The sequence below is a fragment of the Arthrobacter sp. E3 genome (genome assembly GCF_017353415.1).
Lineage (GTDB): Bacteria > Actinomycetota > Actinomycetes > Actinomycetales > Micrococcaceae > Specibacter.
In genome coordinates this window covers 61,993-84,074 of sequence record NZ_JAFMPX010000003.1, presented here as the reverse complement: position 1 = coordinate 84,074, position 22,082 = coordinate 61,993, and the positions used below count along the sequence as shown (strand labels likewise).

22 protein-coding genes are annotated in these 22,082 nt (G+C 61.6%); 4 read left to right on the top strand and 18 right to left on the bottom strand.

The features are described 5' to 3' along the window. Positions 1-168: 168 nt before the first annotated feature. Entirely contained in the window at positions 169-477 is a 309-nt protein-coding gene (locus JMA46_RS02490; protein ID WP_207343715.1) for a hypothetical protein, read from the bottom strand. A 154-nt stretch (positions 478-631) separates the two neighbouring features. Next, complete coding sequence (locus tag JMA46_RS02485; RefSeq protein WP_207343714.1) at positions 632-1,939, bottom strand: MFS transporter; 1,308 nt, start codon at positions 1,937-1,939, stop codon at positions 632-634. 115 nt (positions 1,940-2,054) lie between these two features. Here JMA46_RS02485 and JMA46_RS02480 point away from each other — a divergent pair, with 115 nt between their 5' ends. Continuing rightward, entirely contained in the window at positions 2,055-3,260 is a 1,206-nt protein-coding gene (locus tag JMA46_RS02480) for an aminotransferase class I/II-fold pyridoxal phosphate-dependent enzyme (protein ID WP_207343713.1), read from the top strand. A gap of 34 nt (positions 3,261-3,294) precedes the next feature. Here JMA46_RS02480 and JMA46_RS02475 read toward each other — a convergent pair whose 3' ends face one another. From JMA46_RS02475 to JMA46_RS02410, 14 genes are all read right to left on the bottom strand, one after another. After that, positions 3,295-3,597, bottom strand: a complete 303-nt coding sequence (locus JMA46_RS02475; protein WP_348770027.1) for a hypothetical protein — start codon at positions 3,595-3,597, stop codon at positions 3,295-3,297. 173 nt (positions 3,598-3,770) lie between these two features. Continuing rightward, a complete protein-coding gene (locus JMA46_RS02470) occupies positions 3,771-4,820 on the bottom strand; it encodes a DUF1524 domain-containing protein (protein ID WP_207343711.1) in 1,050 nt (349 codons plus the stop codon). Positions 4,821-5,077: 257 nt separating this feature from the next. After that, entirely contained in the window at positions 5,078-5,884 is an 807-nt protein-coding gene (locus JMA46_RS02465) for an HAD family hydrolase (RefSeq protein ID WP_207343710.1), read from the bottom strand. Next, positions 5,881-7,050, bottom strand: coding sequence for a cysteine protease StiP family protein (locus JMA46_RS02460; RefSeq protein WP_207343709.1), 1,170 nt, complete (start codon positions 7,048-7,050; stop codon positions 5,881-5,883). The genes JMA46_RS02465 and JMA46_RS02460 overlap by 4 nt, the downstream gene beginning before the upstream one ends. Further along, positions 7,047-8,528 (bottom strand): phosphoribosyltransferase domain-containing protein, encoded by a 1,482-nt coding sequence (locus JMA46_RS02455; protein ID WP_207343708.1) that lies wholly within the window; start codon positions 8,526-8,528, stop codon positions 7,047-7,049. Before JMA46_RS02455 ends, JMA46_RS02460 begins: the two co-directional genes overlap by 4 nt. Next, positions 8,525-9,718 carry an HpcH/HpaI aldolase/citrate lyase family protein gene (locus JMA46_RS02450; RefSeq protein ID WP_207343707.1) on the bottom strand — a complete coding sequence of 398 codons (1,194 nt, stop codon included), beginning with the start codon at positions 9,716-9,718 and terminating at the stop codon, positions 8,525-8,527. Before JMA46_RS02450 ends, JMA46_RS02455 begins: the two co-directional genes overlap by 4 nt. A gap of 54 nt (positions 9,719-9,772) precedes the next feature. After that, complete coding sequence (locus tag JMA46_RS02445; RefSeq protein WP_207343706.1) at positions 9,773-10,672, bottom strand: hypothetical protein; 900 nt, start codon at positions 10,670-10,672, stop codon at positions 9,773-9,775. A gap of 9 nt (positions 10,673-10,681) precedes the next feature. Then, positions 10,682-11,233 (bottom strand): TerD family protein, encoded by a 552-nt coding sequence (locus JMA46_RS02440; protein ID WP_207343705.1) that lies wholly within the window; start codon positions 11,231-11,233, stop codon positions 10,682-10,684. Continuing rightward, entirely contained in the window at positions 11,221-11,778 is a 558-nt protein-coding gene (locus tag JMA46_RS02435) for a hypothetical protein (protein ID WP_207343704.1), read from the bottom strand. Before JMA46_RS02435 ends, JMA46_RS02440 begins: the two co-directional genes overlap by 13 nt. Positions 11,779-11,826: 48 nt before the next feature. Continuing rightward, positions 11,827-13,020, bottom strand: coding sequence for a toxic anion resistance protein (locus JMA46_RS02430; RefSeq protein ID WP_207343703.1), 1,194 nt, complete (start codon positions 13,018-13,020; stop codon positions 11,827-11,829). A gap of 164 nt (positions 13,021-13,184) precedes the next feature. Then, positions 13,185-13,766: a TerD family protein gene (locus JMA46_RS02425; protein ID WP_207343702.1), complete on the bottom strand. Its 582-nt coding sequence runs from the start codon at positions 13,764-13,766 to the stop codon at positions 13,185-13,187. Between the two features lie 108 nt (positions 13,767-13,874). Continuing rightward, the gene (locus tag JMA46_RS02420) at positions 13,875-14,456 is read right to left on the bottom strand and encodes a TerD family protein (RefSeq protein ID WP_207343701.1); all 582 of its coding nucleotides are present in this window, start codon (positions 14,454-14,456) and stop codon (positions 13,875-13,877) included. A 74-nt stretch (positions 14,457-14,530) separates the two neighbouring features. Beyond that, a complete protein-coding gene (locus JMA46_RS02415) occupies positions 14,531-15,124 on the bottom strand; it encodes a TerD family protein (RefSeq protein ID WP_207343700.1) in 594 nt (197 codons plus the stop codon). A gap of 61 nt (positions 15,125-15,185) precedes the next feature. After that, complete coding sequence (locus JMA46_RS02410) at positions 15,186-16,304, bottom strand: DUF475 domain-containing protein (protein WP_207343699.1); 1,119 nt, start codon at positions 16,302-16,304, stop codon at positions 15,186-15,188. A 297-nt stretch (positions 16,305-16,601) separates the two neighbouring features. On the opposite strand from JMA46_RS02410, the gene JMA46_RS02405 reads away from it, so the two are divergent. After that, positions 16,602-17,717, top strand: a complete 1,116-nt coding sequence (locus JMA46_RS02405; RefSeq protein ID WP_207343698.1) for a type I restriction enzyme HsdR N-terminal domain-containing protein — start codon at positions 16,602-16,604, stop codon at positions 17,715-17,717. A gap of 9 nt (positions 17,718-17,726) precedes the next feature. Next, a complete protein-coding gene (locus JMA46_RS02400) occupies positions 17,727-18,761 on the top strand; it encodes an adenosine deaminase (RefSeq protein ID WP_207343697.1) in 1,035 nt (344 codons plus the stop codon). Between the two features lie 109 nt (positions 18,762-18,870). Here JMA46_RS02400 and JMA46_RS02395 read toward each other — a convergent pair whose 3' ends face one another. Together JMA46_RS02395 and JMA46_RS02390 are read right to left on the bottom strand one after the other, a co-directional pair. After that, on the bottom strand, positions 18,871-19,629 hold the full coding sequence (locus JMA46_RS02395; protein ID WP_207343696.1) for an SDR family oxidoreductase: 759 nt from the start codon (positions 19,627-19,629) through the stop codon (positions 18,871-18,873). After that, entirely contained in the window at positions 19,630-20,514 is an 885-nt protein-coding gene (locus JMA46_RS02390) for a fumarylacetoacetate hydrolase family protein (protein WP_207343695.1), read from the bottom strand. Between the two features lie 208 nt (positions 20,515-20,722). Between JMA46_RS02390 and JMA46_RS02385 the strand changes: the two genes are divergently transcribed. Then, positions 20,723-22,078 carry an enolase C-terminal domain-like protein gene (locus tag JMA46_RS02385; protein WP_207343694.1) on the top strand — a complete coding sequence of 452 codons (1,356 nt, stop codon included), beginning with the start codon at positions 20,723-20,725 and terminating at the stop codon, positions 22,076-22,078. Positions 22,079-22,082 lie beyond the last annotated feature (4 nt).

The window sequence follows — 22,082 nt, the reverse complement described above, 5'->3', positions numbered from 1 at the left end:
TTCATCAACAGAGCCTATCCGGGGCTACCAAGAACAATTGTTAGCTCGCCTATTACCTGACTAGGGCCAAAGTACGAGGACTATCACACACGTCTCTAAAAGAGACACTAACGTCCCACAAAGGAACCTTGAACGGGCGCTGACGATGTCGTTTACAGACGCCGGCTTCTACTCGTGGTATTCCACGTCAGCGAAGGCTTTGACTTCTGCACGAAGTTGCTCGGCGATACTGGCGCCTTCCGCGTTCCAAGCTGCTTCGTTGTCAGGCGAGCTCCAACCACCGTCGTACAAGTTCTCGGCATCCCAGGCGTCGTACCATGTGCGAAGTCGGAGTGTGAGATTCTGTGACAGCCCAAAGTCCGCGGGCTCCATTGTGTATTTTGTTGGTCGCTCGGCAGTGCTGTTCTCCCACAGCGGCCACCGATGGCCGTAGTCAGGAAACAGACGGATGACGCGACGAACGGATTTCTCTGTCATGACTGAATCCTGACCTCTAACGGGCGATCGGGGAAGCTTTTGTGTCCACCCATGCCGGGTGCCGATAGGAGCAAAGCGACACGAAAATCGATACTGCGAGTGACCTGAACTGGTGCATCACAGGCGGCCAGCCTGTTTCACTGGTAACAGCGAGCTAGCCGACCGTGTCAGAAACGCTTTCAGGCATGACGTCCCTGGGTGTCGGATGTACGGCACGCAGGCCAAAGAACACCATAACGGCCAGCACGGCGAGGGCCATCATGTTCACCCAGAAGAAGCCGCCCAGCGCTAGAACCGGGCCTGCCAATGCTGCCAGGCCGGCTGCCCCGAAGTTCATCATCATGTCATTGGCGCCCTGAAGCGGAACGCGAAGGTGGTCCGGTGCCGATTCGTTGAGCAGGGACGAGCCGCCGATCAGGCACGCCGACCAGCCCAAGCCCAGCGTGGTCAAGGCAATGGACATGGGTAGGGGGTCGCTGCTATCCGAGACAATAGCGCCAATGGTGATGGCCGCCAGGAAAATTCCGTAGCCGATGAAAATGACGGGCACGCTGCCCAGTTTGTCCACCAGCCAACCAAACATCGGGCTGGCCGCGTACATACCCAGAATATGCAGGCTGATGACAATGCCGATCATCTCCAGCGCGTGACCGTGCTCATTCATGGCAACAGGGGTCATGACCATGACGCCCACCATGATGGCGTGTCCGCCGGTGACCGCCGCCAGGGCAAAAAGTGCCCGTGGATTGTGGCTGGCCAGACGCAGGGCACGCCAGGCACCATGCCGTTTGGCCGGTTTTGTAGCTTGTCTGGGAGCCTCATCGACGGTGTCACCGGAGGCTCCACCAGACAAACCGGTATTATGTGCGGGAGGGGGAGGGGTCAGGAAAAATAGCGCGATGACCAGAGCTGCGGTCAAAAATGCAACCAGGGAGAACACAAACGGGCCGGCCAACGGCACCATGTCCAGCCGAATACCCAGCAAACGGCCAGGCTCGGAGAGGTTGGGTCCAGCCACCGAGCCCACAGTCGTGGCCCAAATGACGATCGCCATGGCCCGGCCGGCCTTCTCCGGGGGTGCGCCGTCAACTGCCGCATACCTAGCTTGCAATCCGGCCGCAGTGGCCGAACCAAAAAACAGCATGCCGGCGGCCATGAGCCAGAACTGGCCAAGGCTTGCCGCCAGTAGAACCACTGCGGCTCCCATGGCGCCCAAGACCATGCCAGTGCTCAGCGCCCAGCGGCGCCCCGCCCGCACGGCAAGGTTCGCCAACGGCACGGCCACCAGCCCCGCACCCAAGGCGGACGCTGTCTGCACAAAGCCGGATGCCGCCGTCGTGCCTGCCAGTTGCGCAGCCAGGATGCCTCCCACGGCAACACCGGAGGCCACACCCACCCCCGACAACAGCTGCCCAACGACGAGTACGGCTTGGTTGCGGCGTTGGAGGGAGATGGTGCTCATCGGGAAAGTCCTAAGAGTGGCAGAGTCGTGGTGCGGGCACTGCGCCGACGGCCCTCCCATGGGGTGGCTTAAGGTGGAAGCAGACGTAACCAGTGTGACAGAGGAGGACCCGAGCATGACAATTTCAGACTTACAGACGTCCGCGGACACGTCACCCCGGCAGGGCGCTTTCGACGCCGTGAGCGAAGCGGATCTGCGTGCTGCGGGTAGTTTGAAGTGGTCCGCGTTCCCCGGGCAGCTGCCAGCCTGGGTGGCCGAAATGGACTTTGGCCTGGCCGCGCCCATCGCGGAGCGGCTTCGCGAACTGGTGTCGAGAGGGCAGGTGGGATATTTGCCGGGCCATCTGGTGGACGAACTAGGGCTGGCCTGCCGGGACTTTCTGGCTATGCGCCATGGCTGGGACGTACCCGCGGAATGGATCCGCCCCGTGGTTGACGTCCTCACCGCACTTGAAGCCACCGTCAGGCATTTCACCCCGGCGAAGGGGCGGATAGTGGTCCCGACGCCCGCGTACATGCCGTTCATCATCCTCCCGGCCATGTACGGGCGTGAACTTGTCCAGGTTCCCATGATCCGGGGCGAGGCGACGTGGGAACTCGACTTTGCTGCCCTTGGAGAGGCACTGTCCGCCGGCGACCTGTTGGTGCTCTGCAATCCGCACAACCCGATTGGAAAGGTCTATACCCGTGAGGAAATGCTGCGGCTGAGCACCATTGTGGAAGCGCGCGGGGCTCGGGTGTTCTCCGATGAGATCCATGCGCCCCTGGTGTACGACGGCGCTAGGCACGTACCGTACGCCTCGGTCAGTGACGCCGCGGCCCGCCACACGGTGACGGCCACGTCTGCGTCGAAGGCTTGGAACTTGGCCGGGCTCAAAGCTGCCCAGATCATCTTTTCCAATGCTGCCGACTATGAGCTGTGGGTCGCCGAGGAACCGTTTGCGGAACATGGTGCCAGCACCTTTGGGGTGGCGGCCAACATCGCTGCCTACACGCAGGGGATGCCATGGCTGGAAGGCGTCATTGGATACTTGGACGGCAACCGGCGCCTGCTCGAGCGCCTGTTGCAGGAGCACTTGCCGCAAGCCCGCTTTGTGGTGCCGGAAGGGACGTACTTGGCGTTCGTTGATTGCACGGAACTGGATTTCGGGGATTTTACGGGCACACCCACCGAGTTCTTTGCCGCACATGCCCGGGTGGCGCTGACCGAGGGCGGCCTGTGCGGCGATGTGGGCGCCGGCTGGATTCGGCTGAACTTTGCCACTCCCGCACCCATCTTGCGCCGGATCGTGGAACATATGGCGGCTTCGCTGGCGAAATAGCTTGTTCGCGGTGGAGCCGGTTTCGAGGCGAACCCTAGAGGAAATCCATCTCCACGTGCAGAAAGGACTCGGCGGAAACAAGGGCCGCGGCGAATGCCTCTTCCTCGGTGGGTGATTCCTTCGGGGTGCGGGTGAACCACTCGTGCGTGTTGGTGTGAACCTTGATCACGGCACCACCGCCGGCTGGGGCATAAAACAACCCAAAGCGCTGGACCGGCCATTCGGCGGACGTCTCAATGCCCACCAGCAACGCTGCGTTCAAGGCCGGATTGAACCACTGGGCAATGGGACGGCGCCGGTCCTCGAAAAAGAGCCCGCTCGCATAACGGCTTGCCACCGTCGGACCCATTTCCGCGCACAGGCGTTCGCGCCATAACGGCAAGATCTCCGTATCGTGACGCTGCCACACTGCTGGGACCAAAGGTCGGTTGCCACGGTAACCCATACTCCAATGCTAGCGACTACCAGCACAGTTGGAAGAGGTGGGATCGGTAGCAGTGAACGGCAGGGCTACTCGCAGCCGACCCCGTCGCCGTCTCGGTCGAACTTGGGCTGGAAACCAGGCTGACCCACTCGGATGGGTGCGGCCCCTGCAGCTCGCACAGCTGTGCAGTTCTGGTAGAAGACCTCGGCTACCGGCAGCTGAACCAACGGGGCTGGAGCCGGGGGTGCGGGCTGTGGGGCCGGGGGTGCGGGCGCCGGTGCTGGCTCAACGGCGGCAACAGGGGGCAGCGGGGCGATCGGCGGCAGCACAACAGCCTGCTCCGGGGCAGCCGTGGGAGCCTCGCTGCTCGGAACTTGAGCATCCGTGCACGTGCCCAACACCTTGGCCATGGCATCGTGCTCAGCCTGCGTCACCCACAGTTCGTAGCCGGCCTTGACGGAGATCTGCCGGGCCACATATTCGCAGCGATAACTTTTGTTCGGCGGCAGCCACGTGGCAGCGTCACCAGCACCCTTGCTTTGGTTGCTGGGACCGTCAACGGCCAGCAAATTCAGTGGATCGTTGGCGAACGCCCTGCGCCGATCCGCCGTCAGCTGTTGGGCTCCTTTTTGCCAGGCGTCATTGAGTGCCACAACATGGTCGATCTGCACCTTTGCGCTTTCGGGCCCGCGCACAAAGGAAATGGTGTCTGCCGTGTAGGGATCGTCCAGAATTCCCGTCAACACTAGGCAGTCGCGCGTGCCCGGCTTGAACGTCTTCGCCGTCAGGTCTCGGCTCAGAATGTCATTGCGGGTGTCGCAGCCGTTGCGGTCCACGTCTGCCCAAGCCTGCCCGAACTCTTCACGGCTGTATCCGGTCTTGGGCGCCCTGCCCTTGATGGGAAGCGTTTCCAATACGATCAGGGCCTTCGCTGCTTCGACCGACGTCGTATTTGCCGCTAGGTCGACCCCGCCCTGGCCGTCCAAGGGTGCTGCGCTAGTGGCTGTGGGGCTTGGGACGGCGCTGGTCGTTGCTGGACCCGGCGTTGCCACGTCCGACGCCGGAGCTGCCTGGGGTGCCGTTGCGCCACCGCAGGCTGTGGTGAGCACCAGGACGGAGGCAAAAATCGATCCCATGATGAAATCGGTGGCCCCAAAAGGGCGGGTATTACGGGCAGGCGACAAGACGGAGATCTCCCCCAAGATGATGATGTGTAGTGAACTTCCAGCCTACCGCGGAGCGCTGACATGCGGTGACGACGGGACAGGCTCCGCTGGGCCACCTCATTCTTCTTTTATGCGTCGGATTCACGGGCGAATGATGCGCCAGTGCGTCAGTGGCGCATCATTCGAAGAGGAATCGGACGCATAAGTTAAGTGCCCGACGGGCTTGATCAGCTGATCTCAGCCAGGATGCTGCGCAGGATCTCTTCCCCTGCCAAAATGCCGCGCACCGAGGTGAGGCGCAGGTGGGAGGCGAGGTATCCGGCGTCGTGTAGTTCCCCGTGACGGGGCCGGAAGGCAAGGTGGGCGCCTGCGAGCATGTCCTGATCCAGGAGAGAGTCCCCCGCGGCAATGACTGTTTCTGCGCCGGTGCGTCGGGAAACTTCGGCGAGGGCACCGCACTTGTTGATGGGCAACGGGACGCAGTAGAGCTTCCTGCCCTGCACCGAGACGCTCCAGCCTGCATCCGCACAGACCTGTTTCAGCTCGGTCAGGAAGGAATCCGGCATGGCGTCCCTGTCGATGATGGCGTAAACGAACAAGTCCTCGGCCCGGCGCAGGCGCAGGATCCACGGGGCAAAGTCAGAGTTGGCCAGGTGTGCTTCAATACTTTCCAGTGGCGCACACGCCGCGGCGAGTTGTGCGGTGAGCTGCTCGTTCCACGCAGCATCCGGCACGCCATGGTGCAGGAGTACGCCTCCGTTGGAGGTGATGGCATATTCGGGCACGGGGCCGGGGAGCTGCACCCGCTCATATTGGGCTTGGGTCCGTGTGGTGACAGGCACGAACGTTGCGGCGTCCTTGACGGCCAGCAGGTGTTCCTGGGCTGCGCGGGTCATGTATGACAGCGGGGCGCCGTCGTACACTTCAGCGACCACCATGGCCGGGGCATCCTTGTCCGCGCCGGTGAGCCAGAGTGCGTTCTTGGAGTAGATCAGTGTGCGGTCAAGATCGCAGGCGACGAGAGTGGGACTCATGCGTTGTGCACTGCCTTGCCGTCGGCACCCACGGCGCTCTTGTCGAATTGTGGGTGGATGAGACCCACACAGCTGTACGGCAGATCTGCAACTTCCTCCACAGGCACCCCACGTTGTTCGGCCAGCAGCAGCACATGCGCCACATCGGCCCGGGCCGCGGGGTTGACGAGCACCCGCCACGGCACGCGGCGCAGCAACACGCGGGTGGTCTCGCCCACGCCGGGTTTTACCAGGTTCACGTTGTTAATGCCGTACTCTGTGCTGATCCGTTCGACGGCCTTCCACCCCGTCCACGTGGGCGCGGGGGCGGCCGCACGATGCTTGGCCACGCGCTGGGCAACAGCCGCGCGGACATTGCCATAGTGGGCGGAAATGGCGTTCAGGAAGTCGTTGGAGACGTCGCTGGGCGCCAACTCCGCGTAGAACTTGGCGCCGTGAAAATCATGCGGGTCAATATGGTCGGTGTTGAAGACCGTCCGGGACACCAGGCCGGACACGGTGGAGTTCAAGCAGGCTGAGGGGATCAGATAGTCCTCGCGGGTGCCGAACATGGACACACAATGGCCGGGGTCCGCCAGCACGGCGAGGTCCGCCGGGAAACGCACCCCGTCACTCGCTGCAAACTTGTCCAGCGCGCTGCTCAGTTCGCCAGCAATGGCTCCCTTGCCCGTCCAACCGTCAACAAAAAGTATCCGCGCCGGATCAAAATGGGCGCCAAGGTGGCGCAGCGCTGTCTGGTCAAGGCCCACACCGCGGACAATGCTCATGGTGAAATGCGGCAGGTCAAGACCGTGGACCTGCTGGGCCCAGCGGCGCATTAAGATGCCGATGGGCGTGCCTGCACGCGCCAGCGACACCAGCACGGGCTGGTGTCCGCGGGCTGACAGGGCCAATTCGGTCACCACGCCCACCGCTGTCGCGATCCGCACGGCGGAGCGCCCCACGGCCTCCGTGTACAGGGCCTGATATTCCGTGCTGGGCGAATACTCCACCGGCAATGATTCGGCATAGTTTGCGGCCCCCGACTGGATGGCGCGTTCGCGCTCCGCGGTGGGGGCCTCCAAGGCCATGTGGCTCAGGTCCTTCAGCAGCCAGCTGACCTCATCGGGTGCGTAGGAACCAAACGCCGGACCCTTCAACGGTGTGGGAAGCGGGAACTGGCTCATGGTGCGTCCTTTGTTGAATTGCCGTCAGTGGCAGGCGGGAGATCGGCTGGCAGCAGCACCACGACGACGTCGTCGGCTGCCTTGGCCATCGCCACGGCCAGCGGGTCAAGCCCCGCCGCGGGGTTGCCTGCGAGGACGTCGTGGCGGCCGGTGCCGGGTTCTGGGAACAGCACAATGGTGCCCGGACGCCCATGCATTCCGCTGAGGTTGTAGGCAAAACGGATGCCCGGACCGTCGAGGGTGGCATCGTGGCTGGCGAAGGTCAGCGCCCCGGCAATGGCGTAGTCTGCCCTGTTGATGGGCACTATGGGGGAACGGGTTGTGGAGGAAAAACGCACTTGTTCATATGGCAGCAACCCGGCCAGCACATTGGCCACAGCCACCGGCAGGTACATGTTCTCCTCGCAGCCCAGCACTACAAAGGGGCCCCGACACTCCTGGGCTGCCAGCAGTGCCGCCACCTGCCCAGCGACCGCAGCAACGTCTTCGTCCGCTGGTGGCGCCGTGTTGCCATAGCGGTCGCTCCGTATGGGCGCAATGTCCGCATCCGTCAATTCGAGCATGGCCAGGCGGCCGCGCGCACCAGCTGGCGCAGCCTCGCCGGCAGGCGGCAGCTCCGCGATCAGCGCTGCGGCACGGTCAAGGATGTCGTCCCCCAAGCTGATCTCACCGGCTCCCAACGCCGTCACCACAATCCTGCACCCCAACTCGGCGGCCAGAGCATCAAACCGTACACGGTCGGCGGTGCTGCGTAGATCGAGCAGGGCAGCCACCACATAGAGGGAATGTGGGACCAGGGCATGCAGCTCACGGATGGTGTTGATGACGGTTGAACCGGTGCTGAACTCGTCGTCCACCAAAACCACTGGCCCATCACCGTCGAACCAGTGCGGATCAGTGGGCACCATGGCGTGAGAGGTGGCGTGCGAATGTCCCTCCTCAAAGCCGGCCACGGACTCAATTCCGGGGGTGGCATGCCGGGTGGAGTGGATGTAATAGGCACCCAGGGCATTGGCGACGAGCCGGCCCAGGCCCGTGGCAGTCTCGGCATAGCCAAGCACGACGGCGCCCGGAACCCGGGTGCGCAACCCGGCTAGTGCGTCGCCAAGGCCGGTAATGGCGTGACGGCGGTCCGCTCCGCTGGTGCGCAGGGCCGTGGTGAGCGCCGCGGAGGCCGCTGCCAGCGAGCGGCTGGTTTCGGCGTCGTGCGTTGGCAAGCACAGTTCACGGGCAACAAAGGCTCCCAGTAGCGTGCCAGCAGCCATAACAAGGGCGGGTTCAGTGGGTACATGCTTGGCGAGCACGTTCGAGACGAGCAGATGGGCGCGTTTCGGGTTGCGGCGCAGTGCCAGACCCACCAAATCCTCCACGGCGAAGGCGCTGTCCGGGGCGGTGCGGATGCGGACGTCCAGCTGGCGGGCCACAAAGTCGCCAGTCCAGTTCGAGTTCGCGGTCAGGCGGGGCTCGAAAACGCTCATCCCATGCTCGCTTCGAGGTGGTCGACGAAGGTGACACCGGCGGCGGAAACACCGTAGGCGTCGGCCCGGAGCAGAGTGCGCCGAGCCCATGCCTGGTGCGGTTTCATCTCATTCATTTTGTTCCCGTACGGGGACGCAGCGGCGCCACCGTTCGTGTTTCCAGCGATCGCCACGGCGTCAAGGTATTCCTCATGGCTGACAACGCTCATGGCATGGACCAGGGCGATGTGGCTGGGGTGGATGACAGTCTTGCCGAGCAAGCCGTTGGCCAGGTCCAGCTCTATTTCACGGATCAAGGTGTCAAGGTTCGCCGTCATGATGCGTTGACGCAGCTCCTGCTCATGGGGCCCCACAAAGGGGGTGACGCGCAGTTGCGGACGCAGCACGCGCTCTGTGTTGGAATAGTGTTCCCAGACGGGGCCGGAGATGACGAAACCGCCGTCGGGCCGGCCCAGCACGTTGACGATGTCCCCGATGACCCCTGCCACCACATTGACGTCGTAAATGGTCAGGTCGCGGGAACGTCGCAGCCCAAAGGCACTGGACATGTCGGTGGCGCCGATCCGCACCGACAAAATGTCCTCCCGATGGGCTGCCAGCAGGGCATGGATGTTTGTCAACGCTGCTGCACGCGTTTGGATATGGATGATGGGCGATGATTCCAGAATTGGCATCACACGCAGCCGATGCGAAGGTGCGCCGTCGGCTGAGGGGGTGCCGTCAAGCCCCAGCTCCTGCTGCACCACGTGGAGTGCAGACAAGAACGCCGCACCAGTGCCGTTTTCATTGTCAAACTTGGGCAGCACAAAACCCGTGAGCAGGGCCGTTGCGGCACCCGCGCGCCGGGCCACCCGGAGCATTTGCTCGGGGGTGCGGACCCGGACAAACAGCAGCGGCAGGTCGTGTTGGTGCCGTGCGAGTGAGGCCAGTGCGGCAACCACGTTTCCTTCAGCCTCTGGAACGTCGGCGTCGGGGATGGAATCCTCCAGGCAGAGCACCATGGAGACGCAGCCAAGATCGCGCTGGCGCAGCACATCCTTGACAAGATCACTGCGGTTCGCCGGGGTATAGAGGGTGCCGCCCAGGGCCACAGCCAGCAGCTCCGGGGTGCTTTCGGCAGTCAGTTCCAGGGGCAGCCGATGGAAAAGCTGCCCGGCTGCGGAGTCGGTCAGGGAACGAAAATGTCGCATTGGCCCTTTCGAGCTGTTGATGAATAGCGGAACGTGGCCCGCCGGCAAAAGACGCTAGCGCCCGTAGGAGGAGACAGGCGCCCTGTGCGTCATGGAAAAGTCGAACTCCTGCCAGATTTTTATGTCCGGCCAATCGTGGGGAACAGGCTCGGCCCGCAGTTCTAGAACATTGCCAATCCTGTGCGCCAGCAGCACCATCTGCGTTCCGTCGGCGGCAGGCGGTAGCGCCACAGTGTCGCCTGAGAACAACTGCACCCCCATGGGGGAACTGCTGCGGTTGATGAAAATAGCGCGGCGCAACTCGCGTACATGGCGCAACGAGACGAGGGCTTCGCGGCCGTTGTACCCGACCAATTCCCGGTTCCCGGAAGTCTCGACGGGGGTGCCGGCCTTGTGGCCGTCCACCGTTTTCCCGCCAGTCACCCCGCGCACACTCTCCCAGGCTATGGCCGTGCTTCCACTGACCACCATGGTGCCGACGCAGGACTGAAGCGCCGATAAGCGCAGCACCCTGTCAACCAGGTTCAGTTCGTATACGTCCGCAATTCCCGGGGCGGGGAACAACAGTTTGACCTCTTGGTCTTCCAGCGCGGCCTTTTGCCGCCGGGCGGCCAGCCTTTGCGCACGTGCGCTCGTGGACGACGGCGTGGTGCCACGTCCCAGCACCAGCCCGGCAGAGCGTGGGGTGTTGGCCGGGGGAGTTTGAGGAGTTTGAGAATTTTGGGCTTGACGTGCGGGTGCAGGACTGGTTGCTGCAGCGTTGGTTGGAGCAGGCCTTGCTGGAGCTGAGGCTGACGGACGCAGTGTCAGCGATGGTGCTGCAGGTGCGGACGCAGGTGCTGGTGCAGACGCAGTGGCTTGCCCGGATGCGGCAGCTGCAGGCTGGGTGCGCCCGGGCTTGATGCGGCGACGCAAAAAAACCAGGTCGGTGCGTGGATTTGAGGGAGCAGTCATGTCAGGGCCTTACAGGCTAATTCCGTAGTCCTTGGCGACGCCGGCCAAGCCCGTGCTGTAGCCCTGGCCCAAGGCGCGGAACTTCCAGTCGGTTCTGTGCCTGTACAGCTCACCAAAGATCATGGCCGTGACGGACTCAAGCTTGAGAACTGACATGTTGAAACGCACCAGCTCCCTGTTTTCATCCGTCGCCACCCGAATGTGGGCGCTTCGCACAGAGGCAAAGCTGCCGTGGCCGCGGAGTTCCGGATCTACATAAGCCAGGAAAATGATCTTCGAAACGTCCTCGGGGACCAGCTTCAATTGGACATCGATCTGCTCCTGGTCGCCGTCACCAATGAAAGTGACGGAGGAGTCAGCGCTGACCAACTGGTTGAAGAACACAAGGTGGTCATTGGAAACAGCCTTGCCGTCGCCGTCGCACATGACAACAAACGGAACCAGCTCCGCCTGTGGGCCATTGCTGGGGATGGTGTCCCAGCCCATGCCAACCACCACGTGGTCAAGGCCGGGATTCTCTACCGTGAGGGCCGCATTGGCCCCTGCCACTAGTGCTGCCAAGGTTGGCCCTCCAGACGCAATGGGTCTCTTTCTGAAACAGGTTGTTGAAGTTGCAAGGCGGCGTCCTGTGCTGAGAATTTGTCCGCCAGGAAACGCCCATGCGTGGAGAGCTCCTCGACGGCACCAATGCGAATCTGGTTCAACAGGTCCGCAAGGGTTAGTTCCAGGGTGGCCAACTGCTCGGCAAACAAAAATGTGGCAGCGGACTCCTCGCCATGGTGTGCTGGCGGCAACCCGAGATAGGCCTGCAGGGGCGTGGGCACGTAGCTGCAGATCATTGCGTTGAGCAGCACCCTTTGCTCCGTGGAGCAGCCGCGGATGCTGATGTCGGCGACGGTGTCACGCATGAGGTCGCCCAAATGGCGCAACTGGGACGTTAGCAGGGGCGGGAGCTTGCTTCCCGACCTGCGCACGGCAGCACGCAAATTGTCCACGGAGGCACCCATCTGGGCGATTTCCTCCGCCACCGGATCAACACTCGGGAATGCAGGGGCTTGAGGAGCGGGTGCTCCACCAAACCTGCCCCCCAAGAAACGGCCAATCATTGCCCTACCCTTGTCCTGTCGTCAGCTTCGTCGTAAGTACTTGTCAGACTACTCGCGTTCAGACTGGCGTGAACGTTCCAGATACGGCTTGGCTTTGGCGAGTCCGGCTTCCAGGGCGTGCACGGTGCTTTCCATGTTCTTGGCGGCCGAAGCCCTGAAGGTGTCGATGGCGTCCATGGTCTCAAAGACGTTGTCGAAGGCTTTCTGCAGGGTTTCCACACTCACGCCGGAGCTGGCGGCCTGCTGGTGGATGCGGACGGTCTGATCCTTGAGCATCTCAGAGGTCTTCAAGATCATGTTGTTAGTGGTGGTATTGATGGCATCGATCTGGTCCAAAACCATCTTCTGGTTGGCCAATGCCTGGGCCACGATAACTGCCGTGCGCAGGGCCGAAATGGTGGTGGTCCGGGCCCTGTCGACACCCTTGATCAGTTCAACGTTGTTCTTGCGGATCAAGTCCATGGCCAGGTAGCCCTGCACCGACACTGCCAACTGGGTCAGGATGTCCTGATGGCGCTGGCGGATGGGGAAAAGCACATCCGCCTCGAGCTTCTGGGCCTGCTCAATCTGGCCGGAGGCGCGGGTAGCGTCGATCTTTTCAACACAGGCAGCGTCCAAAGCCTTCGCGAAAACGGCGTATTCACTCAGGCTTTGCATGGCTTCCCACATCTTGACCTTTTCCCCAGCAAGGGAGGCGTTGTCCTTGAGGAGTTCGTCCTGGCCGGCCATGAGGGACTTGATGATGGCGTCGAGCTGAACCTGGGCCGACTCGTACCTTTGGAAGTACTTGGCCAGTTTGTTGCCGCCGGGAATGAAGCCGAGGATCTTGCGCCCAACGCCTAAATCGGCGTTGTTGGGTGTGAGGTCTTCAACGGTGCTGCGCAGGTCGTTCAACGTGCCGGCCACCTGTGCCTGGGCGCTGTTACCGCTTTTCTTGGCACCGGACACCGACGTGGAGGAACGCTCCAACATGCGGCTGGAGGCATCCGAGGAGGAGGTCATTTCAGTTCCAGCAAGCTTGGAGATCCCATCAACCTTTGTGGTGAATTCGGGGCTGCGGGCGTCGAAAGTGGCGATCTCGGCAATGAATTCCCTGGCCTGGACGTTGATCTGGGCCTGGCGCTCCGCCGGTACTGGAACCATGCCGGGAGCTTCGTCCGCCGCAACAATTTCCGGTGCGTCGGGAGCCTTGAGGACAAGGGCTGTTTCGGCTTCTGTGGGAGGTGTCAAAGGTGAAGTCATTGTGAGATCCAATTTTCGAATAGCAGGAAACAGGAAACAGGAAACGTAGCCGTGGGCGGGTCGGGCCCCACATCCGCCAGGAAGGAGCGGGTGGGTGGGCCCACACCTCCGAGGGGCCCCAATTCTAGACGCGGCAGCGGCTGGAACTGGTCAGGAGGTGGGGACTAGCCCAGGGGAACACCAAAGTCGGTGGCAATGCCAGCCAAGCCCGAGGCGTAGCCCTGACCCACTGCCTTGAACTTCCACTCTGCACCGTTGCGGTAGATTTCGGCAAACAGCATGGACGTTTCCGGTGCTGCGTCCTCGCTCAGGTCGAAGCGCACCACTTCTGCATCGCTGCTTTGGTTGACCACGCGGCAGTACGCTCCGCGAACCTGGCCAAAGTTCTGGCCGCGAGCATCGGCCTGGTCGATGGAGACCACGATGACGACGCGTTCGACGTCGGCCGCCACCTTGGTCAGGTCGATCAGGATTTGTTCGTCGTCGCCTTCACCTTCACCGGAGCGGTTGTCGCCAAGGTGGGTGACCGAACCGTCTTTGGTTGCTGGCTGGTTGTAAAAAATGAAGTCCTCGCCGGACCGGACCTTGCCGTTGGACGCCACCAGTAGTGCGGAGGCATCAAGGTCAAATGCGTCGCCGGTGGTGGTGCGGGGATCCCAGCCCAAGCCAACCAGCGCCTTCTGCAGGCCCGGGTCGGTTTTGGTCAAAGAGAGGTTGTTGCCTTTTGCAAGTGTCAATCCAGCCATGAAGTCTTGTCCTTACCTAGTGAAACGGTCAGCGGGGTGAATACCCTATCGGTGCCGATACGCAGTTGAGTCCGCGCACCGGCACCTCAGGGAGGCCAGTCGGGGAGTTTAGTCCAGAACGATGCCGTAGTCGGTGGCGATGCCGTGCAAGCCACTTGCATAGCCCTGGCCAACCGCGCGGAATTTCCATTCGGCACCGTTGCGGTAAATCTCGGCGAACACCATGGTTGTCTCCGACGCGGCATCTTCGGAGAGGTCGTAACGGACAATCTCCTGTTCGTTTTGCTGGTTCACCACACGGCAGTAGGCGTCCCGGACTTGTCCAAAGTTCTGGCGGCGGGCTTCGGCCTGATCAATCGAGACAACGATGACAACACGTTCGATGTCGGGTGAGACCGTGGCGAGATTGATCAGGACCTGCTCGTCGTCACCATCGCCTTCACCTGTGCGGTTGTCGCCCTGGTGAACGACCGAACCGTCCTTGGATTCCAGCTGGTTGTAAAAGATGAAATCGTCATTGTTGCGGACCTTGCCGCTGCTGGTGACAAGGATGGCTGATGCATCCAAGTCGAACTGGTCGCCACTGGTGGTGCGCGGGTCCCAGCCCAAGCCGACCATGGCCATTTGCAGGCCGGGATCGGCCTTGGTCAGGGAAAGGTTGCTGCCCTTGGAAAGTGTCAAAGATGCCATGGAAAGATAACTCCTCTAATTCTTCGAAGCGTCGTTAAATTCAGCTCATACGAACAAATGCTTGTGGCGAAACCCTACAGTGCGTTGGCTGCCGGTTGGATCAAGTCCATCACAGTGCGGCCGTTGGCGCGGTCACCGATGGCCGTGAACTTCCAGCCGTTTCCATCACGGGACACCTTCGACATGATCATGGCGGTGTGCGTTCCGGCTTCAGTCAACTGGAAACGGGCCACTTCGGGGGAGCCAGCCGTTGAATCGTCGAGCAGGCGGCAGAACGCGTTCTCAATGGTGTCGAAAGTCTGGCGGCTGTAGCTGCTGATGACGAACACGATCTGTGAGACTGCGGGGGAAACCTTGGCCAGGTCCACCAAAATCGTCTCATCGTCGCCTTCACCTTCACCGGTGAGGTTGTCACCGGTGTGCTGGGTGGAGCCGTCCTTGCTTTGGAGCTGGTTGAAGAACACCGTATCGACAGCCTTGCCTGCTCCATCGAAGAAGATGGCCGAGGCATCCAAGTCAACTTCCGCTGCCTTTTTTACACCGCCAAAGAAGCCGCGCTTTACTGGGGCTGCGGAGTCCCAGCCCAAGCCCATGCGCACCCGGGTGAGGGCGGCGCCGTCGTTTTTCTTCAGTGAAAGGGCCTGGCCCTTTTGCAAACTAAGTCCCATGTCAGTGGTTCTCCCTTGAATTGGATAACAAAATATTTGGTGGCTGTGGGTTATTTGTTAATTAATGCGAAAGTTGGTCAACTTTTGACTCTTCCACTGCCGATAATCGTTTATTGCGAACGATCGATGACAGGAAGGCTGCGCCGATGAAGAACACGCCGATCAGGCCTGTCACCACCTCGTTGACTTCCAAGCTGATGGTCAGCAGCAGTATGACGGCCAAGGCACCAATGGCCCAGTGTGCGCCGTGGTCAAGGTATTCGTAGTCGTCCAAAGTGCCTTCTCGGACAAGGAACACGGTGAGCGAGCGGACGAACAGTGCACCGATGAGGCCCAGGCCCAGGGCGATGATGATCGGGTCCGAGGTGATGGCGAAGGCGCCGATGACGCCGTCGAACGAGAAGGATGCGTCAATGACCTCGAGGTAGATGAACAGCATGAACGCTGCCCGGCCCACCGCTTTGCCCACGCCCTGGTTGTTCTTCTTGGCAATTTTTGCCGCCTGGGCGTCGGTGTCCTGGGCATCGGTGTCGCCGTCTCCGTCAACGTCGAACATCTCGCCCAGCCCATTGACGAGCATGTAAGTGACCATGCCGAGAATGCCGGCAATCAGGACGTCAACTTCCTTGCCCGGACGGACCATGGCGGCGGCTGCGAGCAAAATGATGAGTGAAACGGCCATGGAAGCCCCATGCAGTCGGCCAATGAAGGCCATGGGCTTTTCCAGAAAGCTGAGCCAGTGCAGTTCACGTTCTTCAAACATGAAGTCCAGGAAGAGCATCAGCAGGAAGACGCCGCCGAAGGCTGCAATCTGTGGGTGTGCATCGTGGAGCAGGTAGGCGTAGCTGCCGGGGGTGTGGATGTCACCCTTTTCCAGGGCCAGCTGGATCGCCTCGACCGGGTTGAGGTTGGCAGTGACGCCAACAATCAACAAGGGGAAGGCGACGCGCATGCCCACCACGGCGATCAAGATGCCCACAGTAAGGAAGATCTTCTGCCAGAAGGCGCTCATTTTTTCCAGGATGCGGGCGTTGACCACGGCATTGTCGAAGCTGAGGCTGACTTCCAACACGCCAAGAATTGCACAGAGGATCAGCGCCTGAACACCGCCGTAGAAGTACGCGACCACAAGGGCCACGGCGGTGATCCCGAAGGACCAGCCAAAAGTTTTAAAGAACACGCGCTGACAAACTCCTCGAAAGTTCCCTGCGATGTGTGGGCAGGGTTTGCGGTTGTTGCAGGTGGAACTTCACGCGATCCGACGACCCACGCAGTGAACCTGCAAATTCAATTGTCTCCAATCACGCTACACATTCCTAACGGCTGGACCGAACGAAGGGTTCCAACTTGTCACGCAATGTGGTGAAACTTGGGTACACGAACGTCTCGGCGCAGTAGAGTCGCGGAGCAGGACATCGCTTCACAGTGCCAAGCGGGTGACGAATAGCCAATTTCCAGCGATTTAAGGAGCCGAACCATGAACGAGATTTCGCTTGACGCCAAGGGCCAAAACAGACTCAATATCTTGGTGGGTTGGGCAGCTGAAGTTGCCCGCACGGGGCAGCAGGTGCCTGACCACTGTCACTTGGAAATGATTGCCCACACGAAAATCGTCGAGGTGGACGGTCCGGGGGCAAAAGTCGTGGAGCTGTGGGAACCCACCATCAGCTGGATGTTGAAGCAAGCCGCGTTTGGCGTCGCGGAACCATACCGGCACCTTCCGGATGAACTGCTCAACCCCGTGGGTGGCGAAACCCGGGCACACAGCGAAACCCAGGCTCCCGCCGTCGTGCTTGTGGAAAAGCAGGTCCCTGCTGAACCGCCACTGGCACCACGGGCGAGAGCGGCTGCAGTGTCGCGCACCCCCAAGTGGGAGCTTGCGGCCATTGAGCAGGTGCACGACGCCATCCAACGCTACATCAAGCCGCTTGAAGCCCTGCGTGCCCGGGACGCCAAAGAAGGCGACACCCGCATGGTGGTCACCGACATGCTGTGCGAAGGACTGGACTACGACAAGTTCACGGACCTCACCACCGAATACATGGTGAAACAGGACTTCGCGGATTACGGGGTGCGGATCGACAAGCAGATGGTGGCCTTCATCGAGGTGAAGCGGATCAGCCAGAAACTCAATGAACGCCACCTGCGCCAAGTGCTGATGTACGCGGTCAACGAGGGTGTGGAGTGGATGGTACTCACCAACGGTGCCGTGTGGCAGGCCTATCACCTCACTGGTGGTCTACCGGTAGTGGTGGACATGGCCTTCGAGGTGGACTTGCTGGGGCCGGCCTCATTGGCGGAGAAAACCGAGCTGATGTTCCTGCTGCACCGGGAAGCGCTCAAACGCCGGCGCATCGACGAAGTGTGGCGTCACCGGGCAGCCATCGAGCCAGGGGCGGTGCTGGATATGCTCCTGTCGGAGCCGATGCTTGACCAGCTGCGCAAGGAAGTGAAGCGCAGAACGGGAACGGCCACCACCGTGGAGGCACTGAGCGAGGTGATCCGCACCGAAATTGTGGACCCGAAGCTGATTGCCAAGCTGTTCAAGGCCGATCGCGGGCCTGCTCCCGCCTCCGGTCCGTTGCGAAAGTAGACTGGCCCCATGACCACAGCACCTGAAAATCCCGTTGATCCCGCCGCGCTGGCCACACTGCCCAAGGCCGAGCTGCACCTGCATATTGAAGGCACGCTTGAGCCAGAGCTGATTCTGGAACTGGCTGCCCGAAACGGCCTGACCCTACCGTTTCCCACATTGGATTCCCTGCGGGCGCAGTATGAGTTCAGCGACCTGCAATCCTTCTTGGACCTGTACTACGCCAACATGGCCGTGCTTATCACCGAGGCCGACTTTGCTGACATGACCCGGGCCTACTTGGCCCGTGCACAAGAGGCGGGGGTGCAGCACGCCGAGATCATGTTTGATCCGCAGGCCCATGTGGCCCGCGGCGTGGAACTTTCGACGGCGGTCAACGGCATTGCGGCCGCCCTGGCTTCCAGCGTGGCTGACTTTGGCATCACGACCGAACTGATTGCTGCTTTCCTGCGCGACCAGCCGGAGGCTTCCGCACTGGAAGTTCTTGAGCAGCTGCTGGACATGGAGGCGCCCATCATCGGCATTGGGTTGGACTCCGCAGAGGTGGGCAACCCGCCGTCGAAGTTCATTCGGCTCTACCGGCGCGCCAAGGAAGCTGGACTGCGGCTGGTGGCCCACGCGGGAGAAGAGGGGCCGGCCAGCTATGTTGAGGACGCCTTGAACCTGCTCGGTGTTGAGCGGATCGACCACGGCATCAGGGCTGTTGAGGACAGGATTCTGGTCAAGCGGCTTGTGGCGGAGCAGGTGCCGCTGACGGTCTGCCCGCTGTCCAACGTGCGGTTGCGCGCCGTGGATACCCTCGCCGCACACCCGCTGCCGCAGATGATCTCCGCCGGCCTAAACGTGTGCGTCAACTCTGATGATCCGGCATATTTTGGCGGTTATGTGCATGCCAACTTTGCAGCGCTGGTGGCGGAGTTTGCTTGGGATGCAGACACCGTGGAGAAGCTGGCGGGCAACTCCGTACGGTCTTCGTTTGCCTCAGAGGGGCGAAAAGCTGAGATGCTAGCGGACATTCGGGCATGGCGGGCCGCACAGAGCTGATTTCGCGGCTGATTGAGCGGCGAAGAAGGGGCCAGCCTGCGAGAAAGGCGTGTCTTCCGCACCATCTCGCAAGCTGGCCCCTGTCTCGATGAATCCGTGCAGGGCAGGGCTACTGACCGGCTGGACGCAGGCGCAGTGCCTGCATGCCGCCGTCGACCGCGATGGAGGTGCCCGTGGTGGAGCCGGACAACGGGCTGGCTAGGTAGGCCACGGCGCCTGCCACTTCGTCCGCTGTCACGAGACGGCCGTGCGGCTGGCGGGCGTTCAGTGCTTCGCGTTCGGCAGCGGGATCGTCAGCCGAGCTGAGCAGGCGCCCAATCCACGGGGTGTCGGCTGTGCCGGGGTTGACGCAGTTGACGCGAATGCCTTCACGCAAGTGGTCCGCGGCCATGGCCTGGGTCAGAGAGAGTACTGCGCCCTTGGTGGCCGAGTACAGGGCACGCTGGGGGAGGCCGGCGGTGGCTGCGATGGAGCAGGTGTTCACAATGGCTGCCGACGGGGACTTTCGCATGTGCGGCAGGGCTGCCCGTGAAACGCGGACCATCCCGACGACGTTGATGTTCCACACCAGCGCCCACTCGGCGTCGTCGTTGTCTTCAACGGTGCCCTGGGCGCCAATTCCTGCGTTGTTCACGACAATGTCAATGCGTCCCAGTGCTGCCACGGTACCCTCAATTGCGGCTTTGACGGAGGCGTCGTCGGATACATCGCAAACAAAGCCCAGCTGGCCCTCGGGGAGGTCTTTGGGATTCAAGTCCAGCACGGAGACGTTCGCCCCCATGGCCTGCAATTTGGCTGCAATGGCTGCGCCGATTCCTGATGCGCCGCCTGTGACGACGGCTGTAAGGGTTGAAAGTTCCTGGCTCATTTATGCCTCCTGGGTGGTTGTGTCTGCGCGGAAGAATGTTTGGCGCTGGCGGCCGAGGCCACCGATTTCCATTTCGACGACGTCGCCGTCCTGAATGTAGGGGAAACGCCCTGAGAGGGCTACGCCCTCGGGGGTGCCGGTGAGGATCACGTCCCCTGGTTCCAGCACCATGTACTGGCTCAGGTGGTAGATGATCGTGGGGACGTCAAAGATCAGGTCTGAAGTGTTTGAATCCTGACGGAGCTCGCCGTTGACCCAGCTCTTCAACGACATGTTCTTGGGGTCGACCTCATCGGCTGGCACAAACCACGGGCCCAGGGGTGTGGACTTGGGCAGTGACTTGCCCTTGGTCCACTGGCCTGCTTCGCCGGGGAGCTGGTATTCCCGTTCGGAAAGATCGTTGGCCACGACGTAGCCGGCCACGGCGCGGGCTGCTTCCTCGGTGCTAGAGAGGTAGCTGACTTCTTGGCCGATGACGATGCCCAGTTCCACTTCCCAGTCGTACTTGGCTGCTGCCGGGGGGATGGGGGAGTCGTCAAAGGGGCCGGCAACGGTGTTGTTCGGCTTGAGGAACACGACGGGGATTGCGGGGGGCTGTGCCCCTGATTCTGCTGCGTGGGCGGCGTAGTTCATGCCGATGCAGACCACGCTGTTGGGGCGGGCCAGCGGGGTGCCGATGCGCAGTTCAGCAGCGTTTTCAAGGATCGGCAGGGTGCCGTTTTCCAGCGCTACCCGCAGGGCGGCCACGCCTCCGTTGGCCAGGAATGCGCCGTCGATGGTGTCAGTGAGCGGACGTGCGTCGTAGCTTTGCTCGGTTCCGGATGAGTCGGCGGCAATGACCACGGGAATTTCCCGGCCAAGCTCACCAAGGCGTGCAATCTTCATGAAATTTATGTCCTCTGCAACCGCCAAAAGTGCGGTTCTTGTTCTCGAAGGCCCATGGCAGGGCCTTAACATCTGAGCTTTTAGGCAACTTTACTCACATTATGCGGTAATTTCAGCATATCTCCTAGTATTGACATGTGAAACATCGGATGTTTAGCTGGTAGTGACTTTTCTAGCTTTTCGAAACTTTTCTACAGGGAGCAGCACCGTGAGCACAATCATTGCCGTAGAGACCAGCGACGTCCGTTTTCCAACGTCACGTGATCTGGATGGCTCTGATGCCATGAACCCGGATCCCGACTACTCGGCGGCGTACCTGCGCATCGTCACGGACAGCAGCGACGGACATGAGGGGCATGGCTTTGTCTTCACGATTGGCCGTGGCAACGACGTTGAAACGGCTGCCATCAAGGCGCTGACCCCGTACCTGATGGGCCGCAATGCCGAGGAACTCCTGCAGGACATGGGTGCCACCTATAAGGAGTTCATCAACGATTCCCAACTGCGCTGGCTTGGCCCGGAAAAGGGTGTCATGCACATGGCCATCGGTGCCGTGACCAACGCACTGTGGGACCTGAAGGCAAAGCGTGCGGGCCTGCCGCTGTGGCAGCTGCTGGGCAGCATGAGCCCCGAAGAACTCGTTAACCTGGTCGACTTCCGCTACCTGAGCGACGCCCTGACCCGCGAGGAGGCGCTGGAAATTCTGCGCAACGCGGAAGCGGGACGCGAAGAGCGTACGGCGACGCTGCTGGCTGAAGGCTACCCGGGCTATACCACCACGCCGGGCTGGTTGGGGTACTCCGATGAGAAGCTGACCCGTCTGGCACATGAGGCAGTGGCGGACGGCTTCAAGCAGATCAAGCTCAAGGTCGGTGCCGACCTCGAAGATGACGTGCGCAGGCTGCGTGCCGCACGTGCCGCCGTCGGACCTGACATTAAAATTGCGGTGGATGCGAACCAGCGCTGGGACGTGGCCCAGGCCATCGAATGGATGAAGCACCTGGCTCCGTTCGACATCGCCTGGATCGAGGAACCGACAAGCCCGGATGACATCCTGGGACACGCTGCCATTTCCCGCGGGGTCGCCCCGATTCCGGTAGCTACCGGCGAACATGTCCAGAACCGTGTTGTCTTCAAGCAGATGCTGCAGGCCAACTCCCTGCAGGTCCTGCAGATTGATGCAGCCCGCGTGGCCGGTGTCAACGAGAACGTTGCCATTTTGCTGCTGGCAGCCAAGTTCGGTGTTCGCGTCTGCCCCCACGCCGGTGGTGTGGGCCTGTGCGAGGCGGTCCAGCACTTGTCGATGTTTGACTTCGTTGCCGTTTCGGGCCAAAAGGAAGACCGGATGATCGAGTTCGTCGATCACCTCCACGAGCACTTCATCACCCCGATTGACGTGCATGACGGCTGCTACTGGCCGCCGCTGACTCCAGGCGGCGGCAGCGAAATGCATGCAGCCTCGGTTGCCGAATACACGTTCCCGGACGGTGCGTTCTGGGTCGCTGACGCGGCTGAGAGTGGCAATTCCACAGCCAACCTAACCCTGGCAACGGAAGCAGTCTAAATAA